This is a genomic window from Burkholderia sp. Bmkn7 (genome assembly GCF_041103175.1).
Lineage (GTDB): Bacteria > Pseudomonadota > Gammaproteobacteria > Burkholderiales > Burkholderiaceae > Burkholderia > Burkholderia cepacia.
Window position 1 is genome coordinate 2,632,306 of the sequence record NZ_JBGCUH010000002.1, and the last position, 24,312, is coordinate 2,656,617.

The following is a 24,312-nucleotide window of genomic DNA, read 5'->3' on the forward strand; positions in this document are numbered from 1 at the left end:
TCCTGATGCTCAAAATTTACGCGGGCCGCCTCGCGTGCCCGTGTACGGATCACCATCTTCCTGCATGCGCTGCAAGCAGTACTTCATCGCCGCGCTCAGCTCGCTTTCGACGAGCCGCAGCGAAATGCCGAAATGCTCGGCGATCTCGCGGTTCAGCAGGCCGTCCACGCGGGCGGCCAGCAGGATCGCGCGGCGCCGCGGCGGCAGGCCGCGCAGCACGTCCTTCAGGGTCTCGACCTTGCGGCGCGCCGCCACGATCCGCTCGGGATCGGCCAGCTCGTCGGGCATCTCGAGCAGCGTCTCGACATCGTCGTCGTGCAGATGCCGCCGTTCGCGGCGATGCTGGTCGATCGCGACATTGTTCGCCATCCCGAGTATATAGGCGTCCGCGTTCGTCACCTGCGTGGAGACGTTCGCGTTCTCGAGGCGCAGCCAGGTTTCGTGCAGCGCATCGGCGGCGCCGTCCTTCGACCCCGTCACGCGTTCGAGCCGCCTGACCAGGTACGCGTAGCGCGTCGCCAGCAGATTCCGGAGCCCGGAGCGGTTGCTGTCGGACATGGCGGCCTAGCCCCGAACGGCCGGCTGCGGCGCCGGGCAACGGAAATGCACGCCGTTGCCGGCCGGCCGCAACAGGATCGTGACCGGCTGCGGCAGGTCCGCAGGCGGCGCGTCGTCCAGCTTCAGTGCGCGCAGCGCGCGCATCACCGCCGCGTCGCGGGCGGCCGAGCCGCTCGATGCCACCATGTTGACCGCCACCACCGCCCCCCTGTTGTCGATGCGCACCTGCGCGACGAGTCGATAGCTGCCCGGCACGGCCGCCGGCTGCGCACACAGTGCATCGATCAGATGCGCCTGCAGCAGGCCCGCGAACGTGCGCCGCTCGCCGGAATCGCCGATCCCGTCGATCGGCAGCGCCGCATCCGCCGGCGTGTCGGCCGTCGCGGGCGGCGTCTCGGCGGCCGGCTGCGCGACGATGATCGCTTCGTCCGGACGCGAGAACTCCGCACGCAACCCCGTTCCCGCCAGCATCCGCGCGAGCGCATCGCGCGGCGCGAAGTCGCCCTGCACCGGCGCACTCGTGCGCCCGTCGAGCAGCGGCGCCGGCGCCAGCACGATCAGCTCGGTGAGCCGCGCGAAGTCCTGCAAGGTCTTCGCGAGCGGCTGCGCGGGCAGATCGAAATGCACCGCGCTGCCCGGCTGGCGGCCGATGGAGCCGGTCTCCTGTGCCTGTACGCCGCGCATGCACAGCACGACGAACGCGAGCCCCGCGACGAGCGACAGGACACCGGTCGGCGCCCGTGAACGAGTCATGAATTCCTGGACGGAAGTGGAGTTGCACGCTGCCGGCGAAACGCGCTCCCCCGTGAGCGGTTCCGTCGCAAGCGAACGACAGATTGTGAGCGGGCACTGTGACAGTCAGGTGAAGCGTGCAGGGGCATGATTCAATCGCGACGCGTTCGCGCGTCGTATCCGCACCCGGCGCCACGCGTCGCTCAAGGCCGGCGCACGACGAAGGTGCCGATGCCCGTGCCGACGACGGCCATTCGCACGTCGCCGGACCACAGCGTGATCGTCACCGGCACGTCGATGCTTTCGCTGCCGAGCACGATCTGCGAAGGTGTTTCGCCGCCGCCGGTGTAACGCACCGACACGCCCGTCACCTCGGCGCCCCAGCGGCGCGCACGATAGAGGTCGTCGGGCATCGGCGCCCACGCGCCGCTCTCGGTGCGCTGCACGAACCGGTAGCCACCGCCTACCGGCTGCCACGCGATCGGCATCGACCGCACCTGCGCTTCGTCGCCGGCCGATTCGAGCAGGTTCGCGAGCCGCTGCGCTTCCTCGGCCAGATCCGTGCGGCGATTGCGCGACGGCGCGAGCGTCACGACCGCGACCAGCAGCCCGACGATCACGAGCACGACGAGCATCTCCAGCAGCGTGAAGCCGGATTGACGATATCGACGCGATCGCTGCCGCGCGTTCGTGCGCTTCATGTGTACCAAGCCTTTGCCGTTACTGCCACGAACCGATGTCCGCATCGTTTCCCTCGCCGCCCGGCTTGCCGTCCGCACCGTAGCTGAACACGTCGATCGCGCCGTGCGCGCCCGGGTTCAGGTATTGATACGCGTTGCCCCAGGGATCCTTCGGCAACCGCTCCAGATAGCCGCCGTCTTTCCAGTTGTTCGGCACCGGGTCAGTCGTCGGCTTCTGGATCAGCGCGGTGAGCCCCTGCTCCTGCGGCGGATAGCGGCCGTTGTCGAGTCGATACAGGTTCAGCGACTGCATCATCGTGCCGATGTCCTGCTTCGCCGCAATGCGGCGCGCTTCGTCGGGACGACTCATGATCTTCGGCACGATCAGCGCCGCGAGAATCCCGAGAATCGCGACGACCACCATGATCTCGATCAGCGTGAAGCCGCGTTGCGCGCGTCGACATACAGGTTCCTGCGGCTTGCCTGCGCGCAACATGCGGGTTTCGTTCGGGCCCGTCATCATGCATTCACCCTTCCATCAAAGAATGGCAATCGTCTTTCGTCCATCGCATCGACTCTTCGCCATGAAACCGTTCGCCCTGCACCGTATCGTTCCGTCCCGCGCCGATCTGCTGCCGCTCGTCGCGACGCTCGCTTCCGGCGCCGCGCTCATCGCCGTCTCGCTGTGGGCCGTGCGGCTGCTGACCGTGCCCGACGCATCGGCGCCCGCGCCCGTCGCAGTGCCCGCGCCGATCGACGTCACCGCGAGCGCGCAACTCTTCGGCGCGAAACCCGACGACAACCGAGACACGATCCAGTTGCTCGGCGTGCTCGCGTTCGACGCGCGCCGTGCGGCCGCGATCGTCAGCGTCGGCGGCGAAGCGGCGCGCGTCGTGTCGCTCGGAGCGGCGATCGGTGAAGCCGCGCAGCTCGCCGAGGTTCGCGCGCGCTCGATCGTCGTCGATCGCCACGGCCTGCAACGCGAGATCGCGCTGCCCGCCACGGAGAAGGCGAACGCGTTCGTGCGCTGAGCCGAACCGCGCATCACTGCACCATGTTGTTCAGCTCGATGATCGGCATCATCACCGCGAGCACGATCACGAGCACCACACCGCCCATCGCGAGAATCAGCAGCGGTTCGAGCAGGCTCGTCAGGAACATCGTGCGGCGCTCCAGCTCGCGCGATTCGCCTTCCGATGCGCGGTCGAGCATCGTCGTCACGTCGCCGGTCGCCTCGCCCGAGCGGATCAGGTGCACCAACACCGGCGGGAACGTCTTCGTGTGGGCGAGCGCACGCGACAGCGGCGAGCCTTCGCGCACGCGCACGATCGCATCGTCGACGTTCGCGCGCATCGCGCGGTTCGACAGCGTTTCGCCGGCCGCCTGCAACGCGCGCAGGATCGGCACGCCCGCCGCGGTGAGGATGCCGAGCGTGCTCGCGAAACGTACCGTGTTGTAGCCGCGCACGAGCTTGCCGGCGAGCGGCGCGGTGAGCAGCCAGTGATCGAACTTCAGTCGCGGCCCTTCCTGCGACAACACCTTGCGGATCGCGAACACAACCGCAACCATTCCCGCGAGCGACGCCCACCACCAGTGCCGCACGAAATCGGACAGCGCCATCATCACGACCGTCAGCGTCGGCAACTGCTGTTTCGTGCTGGTGAACACGTTCGCCACCTGCGGCACCACGTAGCTCAGCAGGAACGTGACGATGCCGAACGCGATCAGCGTGACGATGCCTGGGTACGTGAATGCCAGCAGGATCTTCTGCTTCAGCGCATTGCTCTGTTCGATGTAGTCGGCCAGACGCGACAGCACGATACCGAGCTTGCCCGTGTGCTCGCCGGCCGCGACGAGCGCGCGGTAGATGTCGGGGAAATCGCGCGGATGCTGGCCGAGCGCGTTCGCGAACGAATGGCCGCCGACGACTTCCGCGCGGATCGACGCCATCAGCTCACGCAGGTATTCGCGCTCGGCCTGCTCGCTCAGCACCGACAGCGATTCGTCGAGCGGCAACCCAGCGACCAGCAGGCTCGCGAGCTGGCGCGTGAGGATCGCCTGCTCGCGCTGCGACAGCTTGCGGCCGAGCGACAGGCGCTGATGACGTTCACCGTGCAGGCGCTGCGCGGCGAGTTCGACGACGAGCGGCGTGAGCCCCTGCGTGCGCAGATGGCTGCGCCCGGCGCGCGCGCTGTCGGCTTCGAGCACGCCTTTCAGCGTGCGGCCGGTGGGATCGATCGCTTCGTAGCGGAATGCCGACATGTCACTGCCCTCGGGTCACGTGTGCGACTTCCCCGGCGACGTCGTGCAACGAGTCGGACGGAGTCGTCGGAGAAGACTAAGGAGTGAACCGGCGCAGATTTGTGACGGATGTTGGGCTACCTTTTTGAGGTTTGGCGGGCTTTATTACTTCCGGCCGTTGTTCTTATATTGGATAAACGATTTCATTCTGGGCAGTGACATCAATTATTCAATCATTAATCATCCAGCAATCACGATCCAATGATTTCCCAATGATTCAATTAAATGAATTTCAGGAATATCGCAACCGGATGATCGATTCACCTCTGGAAGAAATGTTCCGTAGCATCTGCCACGAAACCGACTTGATGTTGAGATAGCGCCGCTGTGCGCACAAGCACGCCAGCAGAGCAACATCGCGCCGCATCGGGCCGCCGCCTTCCCAACATCTGGGAATCGCTCGCCACGCGAATCGATCACGATTTTTCGCCAGCCAATCCGGATAACGCATTGGCAATATCGACAAGAATGTTCCGTACCATTCGTTATTAAAAATTCACACGCGTCATAAGGAATTCCCCCTACATTTACCCGGCGGTCCACAAGTATTCAAACCGCAGTAGCAGGGGTTCCGTTTATCTTCGTCCAAGGAAATTTCTCATGAAATCCAGCAAGCGCAAGATCTGTCAAGTCCTCGCTCTCGTCGTTTCGGGCATGGGCGCATCCCTCGCGATGGCCGCAGGCCCTGTGATTCAAGGTGGCGGTTCGTCGCTCGTCGCGCCGACGATCGGCTCGGTCAGCAACCCCGCCAGCGAAATCGGCCTGTTCGGCACGTCCGAAGGCACGTTCACGTACTACTCGGTCGGCTCGGGCGCCGGCCAGAACGCGTTCCTGAACAACCAGCCGACGTTCTTCGGCTCGGGTGTCACCGGCACGGTTCACTTCGCCAACAGCGATGCCGCACTGACCACCGCTCAGGTCACCGCGTACAACAACACGGGCCTCGGCACCACGAACGGCCCGCTGATCCAGATCCCGTACATCGTGACGGCCATCACGGTGCCGGTCGTCAACGCGCCGGCCGTGACGAGCTCGACGACGCCGCAAACGACGCCGGGTCAGGCGCACAGCATCGCGCTGAACGACGACGACCTGTGCGGCATCTTCTCGGGCAAGATTACCGACTGGAACAAAGTGATCAACCCGGAAACGGGCGCTGTCTACACGACGACCAGCAAGCCGATCAAGGTCGTCTACCGTTCGGACGGCAGCGGTACGACCGAACTGCTGACCCGCCACCTGGCTGCCGTCTGCACGACCGCCAATACGGCTTCGGGCGTCAAGTTCATCGATTCGCTGACGTTCGCGAACACGTCGGCGTTCCCGTCGGGTGTGCCGGCGAACTTCGTCGCAGCTTCGGGCAGCGGCGGCGTCCGTGGTTCGCTCGCGTCGCTGTCGTCGGCCGGTACGGCCGCCGTCGCCTACCTGAGCCCGGACTACACGAACACGTTCCTTGCTTCGCAAAGCTCGGTCGTGACGTCGTCGGGCGCGCTGCAACTCCCGATCGCCAGCCTGTACAACACGAAGGACACGAAGTACTACGCACCGACGTACGCGAACGCGACGAAGGCGATCGGTACGATTACCGCCCCGTCGGGCACCGCTGCCGGCGATCCGACCCAGTGGGTTCCGGTTTCCGGTTCGGCGTATGCCGCCCTGGCCAACCCCGCTTCCGGTTATCCGGTCTCGGGCACGAGCCAGATCATCCTGAGCCAGTGCTACTCCAACGCCGCAGCGGGTACGGCTGTTCATGACTTCCTGAACAACCACTACACGAACGCCAGCTACGCGTCGGTCGTCCATGGCAACGGTTTCGACACCGTTCCGTCGGGATTCCAGACCGCGATTTCGTCGAACTTCCTGAGCAACTCCAGCGGCAACGGCCTCGATATCAACGATTCGGGTGTGTGCGGCGCGGGCGGCTTCGCCGGCCGGTAACACGCAGGATCACTTCTGAATCAACGTCCTGATGAACCGCCTCGAGTGATCGAGGCGGTTTTTTTATGCCGAAGCTGGCTTACGTCATGTCTCGATGCATGCGACTCCAGCAGCACTCACCCGAATACGACAAGGGCGCACGGGACGATTGTTTCTGCGTCCGGTGGTGATATGACCGATCCCACCAAGCGGGCTTCGTTTTCCGGCTCCGATGCCTGTCACTGGCCAACCCGCATCCGGTTATCCGGTCTCGGGCACGGACCGGATACTCTTGAATCGGCGAACCTCCTGAGCGACACGAACGCATTTTTTCTCGGCACCGACAATTCACGCGTCTGCGGCCTTGGAGGCGACGAGGGACATTAACCGGAACCAGAATCGAGACTAACGCAACAACGCACGGCAGCCGCCTCGATAATCAAGGCGGCTGATGTATCAACCGGTTAGTCTGGCCAAATCAAGCCGGGCATCCCACTTCCGGTTGGCGAAAACACAGCTTTCGTCTCGGCTATGTTGCCGCTTACACGCCAATCAGAGCCGGTTGAGTTTCGCCAACTCCTCCTTGCTCAGCAACGCTTTCTGCGTCGCCCCCGCCGCCGCCCCAAATCCCAGCAGCGAAACCGAATTCGACGAATCGTAGCCAACCTGCTCCGACCTGCGCCGCTTCGATACGCCATCCGCGCCGTTATCACCGAAGCCCTCGACCTGCACGCTGATCGTCCAGCGACGCGGCGCGACGCCCGATGCGTTGTTCCTCGCGATGTCCTGCGCGACCTGGCTCGCCGCCGACGCGGCCGAACTCGCCGCCGTCAGCGCACCCGTGTTCACCGCCTGCACGAGCGGAATGCCGGTCGCCTTGCCCGTCACCTGGATGTTGTCGGCATTCACGACACGCAAAGCCGCGACGTTCAGGTTGCCCGCGCGAATGCCGGCGTCACCCGCATCAACGGTACCGCGCGGCGCGATCAGGTTCACCGTGCCTTTCGGCGCGCCCGGTATGCTCTGCAGCGTCGCGATGCCCGCACCCGTCACCTGCCCGCGCGAATCGACCGTGCAGTAATGGTTCGCATCGCAGACATACTGCGGCGCCGGCGTGTCGGCCGACGTTTTCGCGCCCTTACCCGCGTTGATGTCTCCGTTCGAACTCCAGATCGTCATGTCGCCGCCCTGCTCGGTGAAAATCCGGCTCTGCGCGAGCAGCACGCTCTGATCCGTGAAGATGTCGACGTTCCCCTTCTCGAGCGTCAGGATCCCCATCGTGCCGGGGCCGGCCACTACGTTTCCGGTGCTGTCGACGATCTGCGGCGGCGCCGTCGTGCTGCCGACGAGCGCCTGCCCGCCGGGACCGAGGATCGTCACGTCACCGCCTTGCTGCGTCTGGATCGTCGTGCTGCGAATGTCGAGATCGCCGGTAGCGACCTGCTTGTTCGCACCATTCGAGCCACCGCCCAGATTGTTCGCGGGATAGCCGAACGAAGCCGGAAACAGCGTGTTGATCGCCTGATAGCCTCTTGCGTACTGACCGCTGTATCGGCTCGCAGGATCGTTGAAGTCGGCACCGACTTGCGCGAGCACGCCGAACAGCACCTTCTCCGCGAAGAGTTGCTGAACGTACGACGGCAACGCCTGGAATTGCTTCCACGCTTCGTCGGCCGTCAGCCGGCCAACCTTCGCCAGCGCCGCATCCTTGTCGGCCTGCAGGCCCGTGTCGACGCCAATTCCCGCGTCGTACTGCTCCATGAATGCAATCAGTGCGGGCGTTGCGCTCGGTACGCCGGCAACCGAACTGCCCGGCGCGACGTAGGTCGAGACGAAGCCGGGAAGATCGATGCCTGGGCCTACGCCGAACAGCACATTGATGCTCGCACTCTCGTGCGGCAGATTCGGGTTGTTCGCGTTTCCGACTGCATCGATGCCGGTGAAAAGGTGCACGAGTCCGCCCACGTTGACCTTCCGGTTATACAACTCGGCTTGACTCGTCAGCGGGCCGATATTACGTCCAGCCTGAACATCGAACCATCCCGGTCCGCCAAGCGACAGTACCGGCACCGCACCGGTGGTCGTCGAAATCGGCGTATCGTAAATGTCCCGCCCCGCCACGACGCGCGTCACATCGGAGCTGCGCAGATTCTGCCCCCAGAACGCCAGATTGACGATGTCCTGCCCGGCCTGCAAAAGCGCGGGTTTGTCGACCGAAAACGTGACGAGATTCTGGTAAAAGCCGTCGCCGGTAACTGAAGTATTTATCCCGCCATTGACGATGCTTCCGTTCAAGCTGTAAACGCGCACAGGCTGCAAATCTGCACCGTGAAGCGGATTCAGCGCATGAGCTGCAAGCGTCGTATTCGTCAACGCCGGGATATTCGGTGTCAAGCTCGGATTCGTCGGCGACGGCATCTGCGATGGATCGGCGTCCGATAGACCGAACGTTTTCGGCAATGCTGCGTCGATCCGCGTGGCCGATACATTGGACAGGTACACCGATTGACCCGCGATCAAGTTCAACTGACCGACTGCCGAAGGATAGAGAACGCCTCCGGATTGGATGTCGATTGCACCGTCGAATGCGGTCATGCCGAGGCTCGCAGGCAACACGCCATTTGCACCGGTCAACGCTCCTCCGAGCGCGCCGAGTTGAACGTCGCCGGTCGTGGACAGCACATTGACCGCCGAAGTCGGGGAATAGACCTGATTGTCGGGATACTGGCCATAGCTCGAAAGATTGATGACACCGGTCGGCTGTCCACCGCTCTGAAAAAAGCTGCTTGAATAAGACGGATTCAATACCGCGCCAATCCCCACACCCTGACGTGCGGTAACGTCGAATATGCCGTCCTGAGTCGCAAGCACCGTCGACACGTCGATCGGACCAGCGCCGAGCACACGAGGTGCGATGGAAATATCGGACCCGATGCGACCGCCAGCCGATATCGTGCCGGCTCCCTTCGCAACGAAATAGTCACCGCTCAGAATGTCTCCACCTGCGCGTACGGTCAGATTTCCTCCACCGACGGTGACAGGCTTGCCGCTGCCGTTCAGGTACCACGTGGTCGGCAACGATACGGCGAGATCCGAGATATTGCCACCGGCGCTGATCGATACATTACCGCCGACACTCATTACGCCTTGGTCGAATGCGCCGAAGTCGATCGAGGTTCGGGTCAGCGGCGCGACAACAACTTGACCGTCGGTTGTTTTCCCCGCGGTAATCTGCATCCACTGCCACCAGTATTGGCCAATGTCGTTACCCGTGCTCCCTGTCACGGCTCCTTTCGTATCGATCACGCTTTGCATGCCATCGATATCACCCTGCGCGTGAATCGTGATATCACCGGCCGAATCGGGATTCACGGCAGGTGTAATCAGGACGTCTTGCAGGCCGCCACTCGGAGCATGGGCAATCGCAACGGCAGTACCCACCGATGGCGCCCCTGCAGCAGGCGCACCGGCCGTGTAGATCACGCCAGGAACGATCAAGGTTGACGAATCGGCTGTCTTGTTCGTATCGAACAGCGACACTCCGTTGCCGGCCGCCACATCGATTGATCCCGTGCCGGTGCGGATCGTTACGGGCTCGACGAGTGTCAGACCGTTGCTGTCGACGTAGCCGGTATGCCCGCTCAGCATCACATTGCCGGTACCGGCTGAGGTCGCCCCTGCATTCGTGAGCGTCGAAACCGGTTGCAATGCGAGCGGATTCGCACTCTGCACATCGGCACCCGACACGATCCGGTATGACGAGCTACCACCGCCAAGCAAGGTCGCGAAAGCTACCGGCATCGGGTTGTTTGGCGTCGGCACGTTGGCTACCGCGTTACCGGGCAATGCACCGATGTTGACGATGCCTGTGTCTGGCACCGATGCGGGTGCGATCGGTGCATAGAACATGTTGTAGGAGTTTCTAGGTGCGAAAAGACTAGGCCATCGATTATTGAAGTAGTCCGAGTACGCCAGCATGTAGTTTGAATAGTCTGCCAAGTACGCCGCTTGGGCAGAATTGCCCGAATTGGGTTGTAACCCGACCGGAGGCGTAGGCGCAGCGGGCGTCCCGAATCGGATTACCGACGCGCGAGAGTACCCATACAGATACGATGTCGAGCTCTTGGCGCCTGTCAGGTCCGGCCCCCAATAGGCAGTCAGATAATCCGAGTATGTGGCGAAATCAGCCAGCACCGGCGCCGGCGTCGTCGACGGCCTGACCGGCAGGATGTGCCCAACGTAATTCGATGCCGTGTCCGGCGACGTCCACGCCTCGATATCCTGTTGCCAGGCTCCGGTATATGACAAATACGCAGAGTAATAGCCGGCCGTCTGACCCATTAGCGGTGAGGCGAGCGTCGCATTCGGATCGAGCGCCGTCAGGTTCGCCGTGGCTCCATCGTTAAAAGACACCGTCACCTGCGTCGGATCATCGATCGACACAAGCTGATCGAACTTCTGCTTCGCGTCCGTGTAGGTACCGGTTGCCGTAACCGGCCCCACCCCGCCCAGAATCGACGCGACCTGGCTCTGATAAAACCCGTCCGAAATGCTTGCGTACGCATCGAAATCGTTCGCCGCGCGGAACGTCAGCGTCGGCGCGATCGTCGACCGATAGCGGAAATCGGGTGTGATGCTGCCGCTATTGTTCGGTGCGCCCGCGCCGAGGTTCCAGTTCGACAGCACCGAAATATTGCCGCCGTTGACCGCATTGCCGGGATTGTCGAGCTCGATGCCCGGCACGACGCTGAAATTCTGCAGCGATGCACGGGCGAACTGGCCGGCGACGCCATCCGGGCCATGCTGAACGAACGCCATCAACGTGCCCGGCGACGTACCGGAACCGTCGGCGCGATATCCATAGAACGCGACATGATCGGCATTCGCGGCCCCTGCGACGAAATACGCACCTGTCAGCCCGGTAAAGCCGCTGCCGGAAATCCCGTTGCGCAATTGATCCTCCGTCACCGCCGTCGACTCTCCGGTCGCGTTGTTGACGAGCGTTCCGCCGCCTGCGCCGCCAGGCGTATAGCTGTACGTCGCCGGCGTGCTGCCCGGCACCGTGAACGTTCCGGCAAGCAGATGGCCACTGCCGTCGTACCAGCCGGCCGGATCGATGAGGCCGTCGAAATGCTGCGAGCCGGTCGTCGCATCCGCTGCGCTCCACACCGCATACGCCTCGACGGTCGTCTTGCGCGAACCATGCACGCCGCCACCATCGAGCGCGATGTTGACCGTGCCGTCGCGCAGCAGCGGCGCGCGGAAATTGACCGTGCCGTCGAGCGTGCCGCCCGGCGTACCGCCGGACACGTCGATCGACGCATTCGAGCCGAGCCGGATCAACCCGGACTGCGCGGCGGATACATTCTCGTAGCCGTAAGTCGCGTTGTACGGATCGGCTACGGCCGGATCGAACGTCGCGCTCGTGCCGATCGCGACCTTGCCGCCGCGCTGGCTCGCATCGGTCGCTTTCGCGAGCAGCGAACCTTCGATATCGACGCCGCTCTTGCCGTACAGGCTGATCTGACCGCCCGCCTTGCCCGACGCATCGATCGTCCCCAGCACGTTCACGTTGCCGTTCGCCGCATCCGACGCGTTGCCCGCGCCGCCGTCGGCCGTCAGCGACACCGCCCGCGCGGTCAGCGCATTGCCGGCCGACAGCGTCAGGTTGCCCGACCGCGTATGAATGTCGATCGACTGGTTCACACCGCTCGATGCGAGCGTCTTCGCGAGCGCATCGAGATCGGCCGCGCCGGCCGTATCGAGCGACAGCGAGCCGCCCGCGTAGCCGTTCGTCGCGCCGCCCTTGATCGTGCCGTTCAGGCTCGCGACCTGCTTCGGCGCCGACAGCGTCAGGCTGCCAGCCGCGCCGCCCCCCTTCGCGCCCGAGAAGTCGAGCGTCGCACCCGGCTGCACGTCGACCGTCCCCGCATCGGCGCTCAGGATGATCGAACCGGCCGGCGCGTACTGCGTCACGTCGAAGAACTGCTTCGACACGCCCGCCGAACTGACCGTCGAACCGCCGCCGATCGTCAGGTTGCCGGTGGTCGCCTCAAGGCTCACGTTGCCGGCGGGCGCCGCGATCGTCGCACCGTTGTCGGCAAGCGTGCCGCCAACGAATTTCCATGCGCCGCCGACCGGCGTATTCGTCAACGCGGTGCCGGCCGCGCCGTTCAACGTCAGCGCCCCGGTCGTCTTCACGGTCGACGCGGAGCTCGTATCGGCCAGATACACGGGCGCGTTGAGCGTCACCGGCAGCGCCCCGAAATCGAACGTCCCCGTGCCTTGCCCGACGATGCCGCCGGTCGCCGTCAGGTTCGCCGACGAGAATCCGCTCAGCGTCTTCGTGCCCGCGCCGAAGTCGATCTCTTTTGCGTTGACCGTCAGCACGCCGCTGCCCGGCGTGACGGTGCCGTTCGCCGCGCCCGTCTCGTTCGTGAACGCGATCTGCTGTCCGTTCAGCGTCACGCGGCCGCCGTCGCTCGTGAACGTACCCGCGCTCAGGTCGACGCGCTTGCCGAACGTCGCGCTCACGTCGCCGACGAAGCCCATTGCACCGTAGCTGCGCAGCGACACGAGATCGGCGTTGGCGAGTTGCGCCAGGCCCGCCGGATCGATCACGAAACCCGGCAGCGCCGCCGCGGCCGCGCCGCTCGCGTTCGTGAACGTGATCGCCGAACCATCCACAGTGATCGCTTTCGCGGACAGCACCGCGCTCGGATCGACCTTCAGGTTGCCCGAGGAATCGAGCATCAGCGCCTGGCCGCCCGACAGCGTCGCGCCTGCACCGACCGTCAGCAGCCCCGTGCCGGTGCCACCCGTGCGCGTGAGCGGCGCCATCGCGCCATTCGACACGCGCAGCAGTGCGCCGTCGCCGGCGATCGTGATCGGCTGATCCTTCGCCGCCGGGTAGTCGCCCGCCGCCGTGATCGATGCACCCGCGTCCACGCGCAAACCGTTCGCCGCGCTCGGATCCGTGCCGCTCGCGTCGGTTTTAGTCACGAACAGGATCTCGGGCCCCTTCAGCGACGAATTCCCGTCGTTCGACACCACGACGCTGTTCGCGATCGGCGTGATCGTCACGCCCTTGGTCGTCGCCGCGCGCGTGCCGCCGATCAGCAGGCTGCCGGCACCCAGCGAATCGAGCGCCTCGCCGCCGATCTGCAGATAGCCGGGCAATGCGGCGCTGCCGCTGCCGGTGATCTGGATGTCCTGCGACGCGATGTCGACCTCCGCCGGCGCGCCGCCCGGGCCGGCCGCCGCGTTGAGCGTCGCGCCAAGCGTCAGCGCCTTCGTCGCGGCGAGCACGAGCTGGCCGCCATCCACCGGCAGCGGCGGGGTCACGTTGCCCTGCTTCGCGGCCTGCGCGGTGAAGAAGTCGTTCGCACCCTTCAGCGTGTACTGCGAATACTGCTGCCACGTCGCGCCCGACTGCACGTTGAAAAGCGTCGGCGTCGCGCTGCGGCCGCCCGTCACCGCATCGGCGAAATACCCGGCCGTCATGACGGTGCCGTCCGGCAGCACCTGCGACGCGCCCGGCACGACGTTGCCCGTCGTCGCCGACACGGTCACGCGGTACGCGCCCGGCAGCGTCGCATACTTGCCCGGCAGCAGCGTGTAATAGCCGGGCGCGAGTCCCGGCACGCCGGACAGGTACACGGCCTTGCCGATCGCGTCGTTCAACCCGGCCTGGCCGACGCCCAGCGTCACGGTCTTGGTCGTCGGCGTGCCGTTGCTGGCGACATCCGGCTGCACGGTCTGCGCGAACAGCGGATCGTAGGCTGCGACCGGCGATTGCGTGCCCGGCACGATCGCATAGACGTTCCCGCCGCCCGCATTGACCGGCACCGCCGTCGCGCCCTTGCCGCTCGCATAGCTCACGTTGTATTGCGACAGCACGTCGCGCGTGCCGCCCGTGCCGGGCACCCATTCGGCGGCCTGCAGGTCGCCGCCGCCGGACAGGTCGATCGTCGCGCCCTTGTTGAGTGCGACGCTGGTGCCGTTGACCCCGATGTACTTCGCTGGCGGCGCGGTCAGGTCCGACGCCGTCGTGCCAGCGATCGGATTGAATTGCCATTCGACGCCATCGACCGTCGTACCGTAAGGAATGATCGAACCGCCGTTCGAAACCGACGTCACGCTGCCGTTCGCGAAGGTCACCGAATCCGTCGCCACGAGCAGCAGGTTGCCGAACTGACTCTGCGTGGCGCTGTTCGTCGGGTCACCGACGCCGAACACGATCGTGCCGGACGGCGCACGCACGGTGCCGCCCTGCACGATGTTCGTTGCATCGACGAGCAGCGTGCCGCCGGCCGACAGCGGCGTGCCGGACACACCGGTCGTGCCGAACGTGACGGTGGTCGGCGCGGGTTTGCCGGTGGTCGAATCGACCGGGCCGACCGCATCGACGATGAACGTGCTGCCGGTCGCCGGATACAGGCTCGCCGCGTTGAACGTCACGTTGCCTGGCGTGTACAGCACGCCCGGCGACAGCCCCTTGCCCGATGGATTGGAAGCGCTCAGACGGATGTCGCCGCTGCTGGTGAAATTCGCCTGCCCGATATTGTTGAGCTGGAACTGGTTGCGCAGATCGACGAACGACGCATTCACGTTCAGCGTCGCGTCGGAACGCGTGGCGACCGGCGTGAAGGCGGGTGTCCCCGAAGGGGCCATCGGGCCGGCAAATGCGACGTACGGCGCGCTGATCGTCACCGTCGTGCCGAGCGGAACGGCCGGCGGCTGGGCGAGCAGGTCCGCGAGCGCCGAGTTGCCACCCGCCGGCTTCGCAGGGGTCGACAGCAGCGTCGAAAGCTGATCCATCCCGATCGCCGCGATCCGGCCGGTATTCAGCGTGACGGATTCGGGCAGCGTCAGGTTCACGTTGCCGGCAAACGCGATCGGCGGCGCCGCGAACGGGGATGGCGTGCCATCGCCCAGCACGAGATTCGCGATTCCCGAATCGTTCAGGCGATCGACGGCGAACTGGATCACGCCGGTGGGCAATCCGGTCGGCAACCCGGTGGTCGGATCGATCGGCGTCGGAAAATCCTTGCCCGGCGCAAGCCCCGCGGGCAACAGCATCCCGCTTTGCTGCACGACGAGCGCCGTCGCACCGGGCGCACTGCTGTTCGCCCGCGGCAGGATCGTCAGCGTACCGCCGCGCGCCTGCGACGCGCCGGCATGGCCGGCCATTGTCCCGTCCGCAAAGAGGCCGTACGCGGGCGCCAGCGTGATCGAGCCCGCATCGCTCCACACGGGCTGCGACGCATAGGTGCCGTTCGCCTGCAATCGGTCGAAGTTCGCGGACGCGCCCGACACGTCGATCTTCGACCCGGCTTGCGTCACCACATAGCCCGCATCGCTCGACAGCGTCACCGAACCGCCAGGCAGAACCTTGCCGGTATTCGGCACGACGGTCGTTCCACCGATCTTGACCGGCGCGGCAAGCGGATTGGCGAGAGCGACACCGGATACGTCGAGCGTTGCGTCCGAACCGAGCCACGCGGATCGGCTGTTGCTTGGCGTGAAGACATTGAATTGGCCCGGTTGAGGGGCCGTGGTGCCGGTATCGGCGCTCAGTACGATCGACCCGCCCGGCGCGACCACCGAGCCGAGCACGGTCACCTGCTTCGGCGATGCGAGCACGATGCCTGCACCGGCGTCCGCGTGGATCGATGCCCCCGACGACAGCGTCACCGCACCGGTCACGCCCGGATACGACGGCACCGCGCCGTTGTTTGCCGCCGTCAGCCACGACACGACGTTACCGCCGGTCAGCACGAGCCCTGTCGGCTGCCGGTGATACGCATCGAGCTGGCCGACCGTCGTCAGGCCGCCCGCGGACAAGCGCGCGCCCGAACCTGTCTGCTGCAGCGCCAGCGCGTCGGGAAGCAGGTTTCTCTGCGTGAGCGCAACCGTCGCGCCCGGCGCGATGGTCGAGTCGTAGTACGCGTTCAGCACGTACTTGCCGAAGCCCTGTTGCGCAAAGAAATTCTCGGGTAGATACACGTCCCACGGCGCCGCTGCCGCCTTGTCTCCACCGATCCGGAAGCCGAGCGCGCCCAGGGTCATCGTCCCGCCCCCCGAGAAACCGTCGCTCAGGATCGTGCCGCCCATCGCAATCGTGCCGGCAGTCGGCTGGGTGTCCGGCAGGTTCGCGCCGCCGTCGTTCGTATGACCGAACTGCGCGCCGCCCGCCGGCACCGCATAGGTCTGCAACGCAACGTTGCCGCCGCGCCCGGCCGGCACGCCGTTCTGCATCAGCAACTGGCCGTTCGCGAGCATTTCGCCGCCGCCCGACACATCGAGCACGCTGCCCGGTTGCAGCAGGATCGATCCTGTCGCATCCACGGCGGTGCCGTTCACGAACGTCGCATTCTCCCTCGCCGACAGCGAAATGCTGCCGCCGTTGATGAACTGGCTGTTGCCGGGCGTCGTGCCCGGTGCGGCCTGCACGTCGTTGTTCACCCACTGGCCGGCCGCACTGAGCGCGCCCTGCGGCCCGACGACCACATTGCCGCCGCTCGTGATCGAAATCGAACCGGACGGCGCGGACAGGCGCCCCGCGACGGTCACGTCGGCGCCGACCGCCGGGCTGTTGAGCGAGATCGAACCGCCCGGTTGCAGGTTCAGCTGTGCGCCCTGCCCCACCACGATGCCCTTGCCCGCGTTCTTGTCCTCGGTCACGTTCAGGTTCGCGAACCCGCCGTTGTTCAGCTTCGCAACGGGTACGACCTGCGTCGTCAGCAGGTTGTTCGGATCGTTGGCCACCAGCGATTGGAGCGCGGTCTTGTCGAGCGGCGTGTCGATCGAGAAGCCCGGCAACAACGCGCCGAGTTGCGGTGCATTGTCCTGCAGGACCACGGAGCCCGAGGTGCCGTTGATCGTGAGCGTCGTGTTGGCGACAACGTTCCACGTCATCCCGGCCAGCGCATTGCCGGCCAGCTTCGGATCGGCCCCCAGGTTGAACGTGCCGCCGGACGGCAGGCTGTTGCCCTGCATCTGCTTCGCGCCGCCGAACGCCTGCGCGCTGATGTCGCCGTCGAGTACCAGCGCCTGCGATGCAAACAAATCGAGCGTGCCCGCATTGCCGCCGACGATGTAATCGGACTGGTAAGTGCCGCTCGTCAGCAGCGGGTTGTACCAGGATTTCGTCACGCCCCAGCGCGGATGATTTTCGACGAATTGCCCGGCGATGCCGACATAGTTGTCGTAAGGGCTCGCCTGCCCGATCGGTACGATCGCGCCGTTCGCATCGACGAGCCGCGTCGTGTTGACGATCCCGCCGCTGTAATGCACATACCCGCCGTTCAGGTTCATCGACGAACCCGCCGCGGTCATTACCTCGTTGCCGGACAGCGTGATCGTCCCGCCGTTGGTCAGCAACTGGTCGACGGTACGCGGAATCAGGTTCACATAACCCGACAGGTTCAGGATCGGGCTGCCGACCCATTGCACGCCGTCGCTGCGCGTGCCCGTCAGCGTGCTGTCGACGACGGCTCCTTTCAACCCGAACAGGAAGCTGTTGCGCAGCAGCGGCGAATCGGCCAGCTCGTTCTGGCCGATCCGGTCGACTGTCACGAGCGTTTGCGAAATCGGCGCCTGCACGTTCGCCAGCCCCGACACGTCGATCGTCGCGCCGTCGTCCACGTAGATCCGCCCCGGCACCGCGGTCTGACCCGGCACCGGGTTCGTCACGACCGACGGCGCGTAGGCCGTCACCGACACGTTCGAACCCGGCGCCTCGATCAGCGAGCCGCCCTGGAACCAGACGGAGCCGGCCGTCATCGCGATGCCGCCCGGCATGAAGGTCGTGCCGGGCGTCGACGTCGCGGTCTGGCCGTTGTTGTCGGGCAGCACGGTCGTCACCGATCCCGGCCCGAAGCTCAGCAGACCGGCGCGATTGACGTTGTCGCCGCCGCCGGGGCCGCCCGTGACCGGCGTCGAGCCGGTATAGGGATTGCCCAGCGGATTGTTCGACGCATATTCGTCCGCCGTCGAGATCGTGATTGTGCCCGGCGTGTTCACGCTCGTCGTCACGCCCACCACGCCGTTCTGCGCGACGCGGCTGCCGAGCAGGTTCACGTTGCCTCGCGCAGCCTGCACGATACCGGTGTTCGTCAGCGTGCCGGCCGGCGTGACGTCGATCGACGCGCCGGTGGCCGGGTCGACGGTCACGATCTGCCCGCTCAGCTCCGGCAGCAGCACTTGCGGATTGCCCAACGTTCCGGCTCCGTTCGGCCGCAGGCTCACCCCCACGCCCGCCGCCAGCACGACCTGTCCCGACGTCGCCGCGATGCTGCCCGCGTTCGTCACGTTCGGCGCGGCGACCAGCACGAAACCGCCGTCGCTGGCCGTGCCGTTGGTGTGCGTCGTGATCGACGCGCCCTGCTCGATGGTCACGTCGCCCGGCGGCTGATACGCACCGCTCAGCAGCGCCTGACTACCGAGCCCGAGCACCTCGTTCGGCTTGCCCCCGTCCCCGGCCGTTCCGCTCGAACTCCCCGACTGCGGATAAGCCAGCCCGCCCGTCGTCCCCGCCGGCAGGCTCAGGAACTGCTGGTTGCTCGCGACGATGCCCGCGGGCGTTGGCACGAGCTGGTTCTTCATGTCGAGCAGGTTCAGCGACGAAGCAACCAGCGAATGCACGTTGACCTGCGATCCGGCGCCGAACAGCACGCCGTTGCGGTTGATTACGTACACGGCGCCCTGCGCGGTGATGTTGCCGAGAATCTGGCTCGGCCTGCCGCTCGGATCGTTGATCCGGTTCAGCACGGCCCAGTTGTTCGCGCCGTTCGTCTGCGTGCCGCCCGATTGATCGAAATTCAGCGTCGTCTGCCGGCCGACGTTCATCGTCTCCCACGTCAGCACCGCGTTCTGCCCGGTCTGCTTGACATCGACGTTCACGTGCCCGCTACTGTCGACATTCTGCGTCGGCGCATTCGCGTTGAACCACAGCACGGGATTGTTCGTATCGCTCGACGCGCCAGCCGCCACCTGCAGCCCGCCCGGCGTCAACCCGTTCGGCACGGTCGAAGGCAGCTTCGCCGCCGCCGCTGCCGCATTCTGCTGCGCGGCAATCTGCGCGGCGATCGCATGCGCTGCATACCCGAGGTTGCGGATCGATGGCTGGCTCGCCTGCAGCGCCTGCTGCGCCGACACACCCAGATTCGGCATGCCCGGCGCGCCGCCGGCACCGCCCGCACCGCCGCCGGACGCACGCGCGGCCGCCGCCCCGAGGTTCATGATGCCCGCCGCGTGCACGTGCGCGGACGCGCCCGCCAGCAGCATCAAGGCCACGGCCCGGACCAGCGGCCGCAGTTCCGATTTCAGGACCGGGCGCGAGCCCGTCGCGTCAGGTTGTCGTGCCGTGCGTGCGCGTGCTGCCATTCTTCACCCCGAATCCTATGAAATTGCGCTGGACGACGGTCGCGCGGAAAGCGGCGCCAATCCGTTTTCGCGCTCGGTCGTTGCAACCGGGATCGACCCCGGCCACTGGAATCCCAAGAACATACGAAGGCCCGATGGCAGCCGCGTGGCGGGTGTTACGGACCATTCGGGCCGCTTGCCAAAGGTCCGTAGCTTTTGTCACAGTCGGCCGGGCCGGTCACGCGGTGTCGCGATGCGCAAGGATGCGGGCCGCGAGCGCCTGCGCCACGCGTTCGACCAGTGCCGGCCAGTCGCCGGGCAGCCCCTGCCGGAACAGCGTCGCGGACGGATACCACGGGCTGTCGTCGCGTTCGAGCAGCCAGCGCCAGTCCGGCACGCGCGGCAGCATCACCCACACGGGGCGTCCGAGCGCACCGGCCAGGTGCACGACCGACGTATCGACGGCGATCACCAGATCGAGCGTGTCGACGAGCGCGGCCGTTTCCGCGAAATCCTTCAGCTCGGCCTCGAACGACAGCACGCCGCTTGCCTCGAAAGCTTCGGCGTCACGCGGGCGCACGCCGACCTGCAGGCTCACGAACGTCGCATCGAGCGCGACGAGCGGCGCGAGCGCGGCGAACGTCATCGACCGGTTTTCGTCGTTCGCATGAACCGGATTGCCCGACCACGCGAGCCCCACGCGCATTCGTCGCGGCGGAGCAGCCGCATCGAGCCGTTCGACCCATGCGGCGCGCCGTTGCGGGTCGGCATGCAGGTACGGCACGTCGGCCGGCACCGTGTCGAGCGTCGTGCGGAACGCGAACGGCAGGCTCATCAGCGGGCAATGCAAATCGAACGCCGGCGCAGGCTGTCCGTCGGCGACGACGCGGCTCACGCCGCGCAGCGTCCCGAGCAGGTCGGCCAGCGCGGCCGGCGCGTCGACCACCACGGTCGCGCCGCGCTCGTGCGCGAGGCTCGCGTAGCGGCAGAACTGCAGCGTGTCGCCGAATCCCTGCTCCGCATGCAGCAGCAGCGTGCGGCCGGCGAGCGGTTCGTCGCCAGTCCATTGCGGGCGGTCCGCGTGACGCCGATGCAGCGTCACGTCGGCGGCATCCCAGCGCGCTTCATGCTGCCGCCAGCCGGCGTCGAAGTCGCCCGTCACCAGACGGCAGAACGCCTCCGACCGGCGCGCGACGCCGTGATTCGGGTCGCGCCGGCTCGCCAGCGCGAAATCGGCAAGCGCGGCTTCATGGTCGCCGAGTTGCTGCCGCGCCACCGCGCGCGTGTAGATCTCCTGCGCCGTCCGGCCCGGCGCGCTGACGGCCGCCGCGTAACTCGCGAGCGCATCGTCGTAGCGGCCGAGCAGTTGCAGCGCGATCGCGCGATTGCACAGCACTTCCGCGTGCGGGCCGCGTGCTTCGAGCGCACGGTCGTAATGCGCGAGCGCTTCGTCGAACGCACCGAGCGCCCGCAGCGCGCCGGCCCGGTTGCGCAGCGCGTCGAAATCGGCCGGTGCGCGCGCGAGGGCTTCGCCATATGCGTGTGCGGCTTCCTCGTGCCGCCGCAGCCCGAGCAGCGCGTTGCCGCGGCCGACCCACGCGCCGACGTTGTCGCGGTCGCGCGCCAGCAGCCGGTCGCTACGCTTCAGCAATTCGTCACGCAGATGCAGCAAGTCGAGCGCGACACAACTCACGAACAGCAGTTGCATGTCGTCCGGCATCCGCGCGAGCGCTTCGTCGAGACACGCCAGCGCTTCGGCCGGACGCCCCAGTTCGATCAGCGTATAGCCGCACGCGTAGACGAGATCGGGCGTCTTGCCGCGCACCACCATCGCAAGCTGAAAGCAATGCAGCGCCTCGTTGCCGCGGCCGAGCGCACGCAACGCATGGCCGCGCTCGGCGAGCGCCGCCGGGTCGTCCGGCGCGATCCGCAGCGCGCGCTCGATGCTGATCAGCGCGTCGGCGGGCCGGCCGAGCGCGCGCAATGCCTCGCCGCGCCGCACCCACGACACCGCGCGGCCCGGCTCGCGCGTCAGCGCAAGATCGTAGGCGCCGACCGCTTCGCCGTGCCGGCCGAGCGCATGCAGCGCGTCGCCACGCGCCGCGTAGGCCTGCGCATGGCCGGGATCGCGCTCGAGCGCCTGCGCAGCCGCGTTCAGCGCTTCACGATGACGGCCCGTGCCGCCCAACGCCTGCGCATGATTCACGAAATTCCACGGGTGATTCAGCCCGGACTGCATCGATCGCGCGATCAGCGGCTCCGCGCGCACGGCGTCGCCAAGCTGAAGATGCACGAACCCGAGCAGATGCAGCGCCTCGACGTGATCGGGCATCATCGCCAGCACACCCTCGTAGAGCCGTCTCGCGCTCGCGTAGTCGCGTTGCTCGAGTCGTGCGCGCGCATTGCGCAGCGCATCGTCGACGGCGGCCCGCAGCGGCGCGGCACCCGCGCCGAACGCCGGTGCCTGCGCCGTGCTCATCGCGCCGCTCCCGCCACCAGCGCCGGCAGCGCGTCGCGCAGCCGCTCGACGACGGGCGCCCACTGTCCGCCTTCCGGCTGGCGAAACAGTCGCGCACCCGGATACCACGGGCTGTCGTCGCGATCGAGCAGCCAGCGGAAGTCGGGCGTGTGCGGCAGCATCACCGCGAGCGGCCGGCCGAGCGCGCCCGCCAGGTGCGCGACCGACGTATCGACGCTGATCACCGCATCCATTGCCTCGGTCAGCGCGGCCGTTTCCGCGAAATCCGTCAGTTCGTCGCCGACGAAGCGGATCGGGCTCGCATCGAGCACCGGACGATCCTCGTCGCGGATCACCTTCTGCAAACTGATCCATTCGTAGCGGTCGTCGAGCAGCGGCAACAGGTCGGCGAGCGTGATCGAGCGATTGCGGTCGTTCAGGTGCAGCGGATTGCCGGACCACACGAGGCCGATGCGCGGCCGGTCGCTCTCCGCCAGCCGAGCGCGCCAGTGCTCGACTCGTGCGGGATCGGCGCGCAGGTACGGCCCGCCCGCCGGAATCGACGACAGGTCGGTGCGGAATTCGAGCGGCAGGCTCAACAACGGGCAATGCAGGTCGAACGGCGGCAGCGGGTCGCCGCGCGCGACGAGCACGTCGACGCCGGAGAGCGTCGCGAACAGCGCCTTCAGCTCGACCGGCGCCTCGACCACGACGCGTGCGCCGAGCGCCTTCACGAGCGGCACGTAGCGGCAGAACTGCAACGTGTCGCCGAGCCCCTGCTCCGGATACAGCAGGATCGTCTGCCCGTCGAGCGGCATGCCGTGCGTCCAGCGCGGCTGCGCGAAATCGCGCCGGCTGCCGTCGAGCTGGCTGTCGCGCCAGCGCCATTCGTATTCGGCCCACCCGGCCTCGAAGTCGCCGATCGACAGGCACAGGAACGCGCGCATGCAGTGCGCCAGCGCATAGTCGGGGTCGATGTCGATCGCTTCCGCATACGCGTGCAGTGCGTCCTCGTGCCGCCGCAGCGCGCGCAACGCGCTGCCGCGATGGAAGTGGGCGAGCTTGTCGCGCGGCGTCGCGGCGATCACGCGGGCGAGATCGTCGAGCGCGTCGTCGTAGCGGTGCGTTTCGAGTCGGACACGCGCACGCGTGAACGATGCGGGCGCATAGTGCGGGTCGAGCGCCAGCGCGCGGTCGCACATCTCGTGTGCGTCGTCGTGACGCGCTACCCGCATCAGCGCGCTTGCATAGTTGCACAGCACGCCCGTGCTGCCCGGCTCGACTTCGAGCGCGCGCGCATAGCTGTCGACCGCATCCGCGAAGCGGCCCAGATGGCTCGCCGCATTGCCGCGATTGGCGAGCGAGCGCGCATGGCGCGGATCGATCGCAAGCGCGCGGTCGCAACGCATCAACGCCTCTTCGTGTCGGCCGAGCTGTTCGAGCGCGACCGAGCTGTTGAAAATCGCATCGACGAACGTCGGGCTCGCCGCGATCGCCGCATTGAAATCCGCCAGCGCATGTTCGGGGTCGTGCAGGTCGAGATACGCGACGCCGCGCAGAAACAGCGCGTCGGCGCTACCCGGCCGCAGCGCGAGCGCGTGACCATAGCTGTCCGCTGCATCGCGGAAGCGGCCGAGATCACGCAGCGCAAGCCCGCGCGCGCGCATCGCGTCGAACGTGCGGCCCGCGAGTGCGATCGCACGATCGCAATCAGCGAGCGCATCGCCGGCGCGGCCGAGTGCGCGCAGCATGTCGCTGCGCTTCACGTAACCGTCGGCGAACCCGGGCGTCAGTTCGAGGAGGCGATCGTAGACCGCGCATGCTTCGTCGTATCGCGCGAGTTGCGCAAGCAGCCCGGCCCGCTGAAACAGCACGCGCTGATGCAGGGGATTGATCGCGAGCGCCTCGTCGAGCCGCGCGAGCGCATCGTGCTCGCGCCCGAGCCCGGCCAGCACCGCCGAGTAGTTCGCGAGCGCGAGCGGCACCGGCTGGCGCTCGACCGAGCGCCGCATCAGCGGCTCGGCATCGTCGAGGCGCCCCTGCTGGAACCGTACCGCGCCGAGCAGATGCAGCGCCTCCGGATGCTCGGGATCGAGCGCCAGCAACTCGGCATAGGCATGCTCCGCATGCTGCAGCGCGCCCTCATGATGCGCCTTGCGCGCGCGCAAGAGCAGCCGTTCGAGCTGCATGGTGTCGGGCGGGCGGCGATCCGGCGCGACCGGCGCGCTCGCAAGTGTCGTCCCTTCCCCGTTCGGTGTCATCGTGTGGCCCCCACTGGTCGCTGTTCGTATCGCGTGT

General features: G+C 66.6%; 10 protein-coding genes. 2 read left to right on the plus strand and 8 right to left on the minus strand.

What is annotated here, in order from left to right; translation table 11 throughout:
- Window positions 1-9: 9 nt before the first annotated feature.
- From AB3K92_RS17660 to gspG, 4 genes are all read right to left on the minus strand, one after another.
- Window positions 10-558, minus strand: a complete 549-nt coding sequence (locus AB3K92_RS17660; protein WP_011354683.1) for an RNA polymerase sigma factor — start codon at window positions 556-558, stop codon at window positions 10-12.
- Window positions 559-564: 6 nt separating this feature from the next.
- Window positions 565-1,311 (minus strand): secretin and TonB N-terminal domain-containing protein, encoded by a 747-nt coding sequence (locus AB3K92_RS17665; RefSeq protein WP_369465521.1) that lies wholly within the window; start codon window positions 1,309-1,311, stop codon window positions 565-567.
- 182 nt (window positions 1,312-1,493) lie between these two features.
- On the minus strand, window positions 1,494-1,991 hold the full coding sequence (locus tag AB3K92_RS17670; RefSeq protein ID WP_059652756.1) for a GspH/FimT family pseudopilin: 498 nt from the start codon (window positions 1,989-1,991) through the stop codon (window positions 1,494-1,496).
- A 19-nt stretch (window positions 1,992-2,010) separates the two neighbouring features.
- Window positions 2,011-2,466 (minus strand): type II secretion system major pseudopilin GspG, encoded by a 456-nt coding sequence (gene gspG, locus AB3K92_RS17675; protein ID WP_369465522.1) that lies wholly within the window; start codon window positions 2,464-2,466, stop codon window positions 2,011-2,013.
- Window positions 2,467-2,554: 88 nt separating this feature from the next.
- On the opposite strand from gspG, the gene AB3K92_RS17680 reads away from it, so the two are divergent.
- Window positions 2,555-3,001 carry a hypothetical protein gene (locus AB3K92_RS17680; RefSeq protein ID WP_369465523.1) on the plus strand — a complete coding sequence of 149 codons (447 nt, stop codon included), beginning with the start codon at window positions 2,555-2,557 and terminating at the stop codon, window positions 2,999-3,001.
- A gap of 13 nt (window positions 3,002-3,014) precedes the next feature.
- Here the strand turns inward: AB3K92_RS17680 and gspF are convergent, their stop codons facing one another.
- On the minus strand, window positions 3,015-4,232 hold the full coding sequence (gene gspF / locus AB3K92_RS17685) for a type II secretion system inner membrane protein GspF (protein WP_369465524.1): 1,218 nt from the start codon (window positions 4,230-4,232) through the stop codon (window positions 3,015-3,017).
- Between the two features lie 639 nt (window positions 4,233-4,871).
- Here gspF and AB3K92_RS17690 point away from each other — a divergent pair.
- The gene (locus tag AB3K92_RS17690; RefSeq protein ID WP_059622556.1) at window positions 4,872-6,209 is read left to right on the plus strand and encodes a substrate-binding domain-containing protein; all 1,338 of its coding nucleotides are present in this window, start codon (window positions 4,872-4,874) and stop codon (window positions 6,207-6,209) included.
- Between the two features lie 531 nt (window positions 6,210-6,740).
- Here the strand turns inward: AB3K92_RS17690 and AB3K92_RS17695 are convergent.
- The 3 genes from AB3K92_RS17695 to AB3K92_RS17705 all read right to left on the minus strand — a co-directional run bounded on the left by AB3K92_RS17695 (window position 6,741) and on the right by AB3K92_RS17705 (window position 24,275).
- Window positions 6,741-19,478 carry a filamentous haemagglutinin family protein gene (locus AB3K92_RS17695; RefSeq protein WP_369465798.1) on the minus strand — a complete coding sequence of 4,246 codons (12,738 nt, stop codon included), beginning with the start codon at window positions 19,476-19,478 and terminating at the stop codon, window positions 6,741-6,743.
- Window positions 19,479-19,794: 316 nt separating this feature from the next.
- The gene (locus AB3K92_RS17700) at window positions 19,795-22,035 is read right to left on the minus strand and encodes a tetratricopeptide repeat protein (protein ID WP_060158718.1); all 2,241 of its coding nucleotides are present in this window, start codon (window positions 22,033-22,035) and stop codon (window positions 19,795-19,797) included.
- Window positions 22,032-24,275, minus strand: a complete 2,244-nt coding sequence (locus AB3K92_RS17705; protein WP_369465525.1) for a tetratricopeptide repeat protein — start codon at window positions 24,273-24,275, stop codon at window positions 22,032-22,034. The genes AB3K92_RS17700 and AB3K92_RS17705 overlap by 4 nt, the downstream gene beginning before the upstream one ends.
- Between the last annotated feature and the right edge of the window lie 37 nt (window positions 24,276-24,312).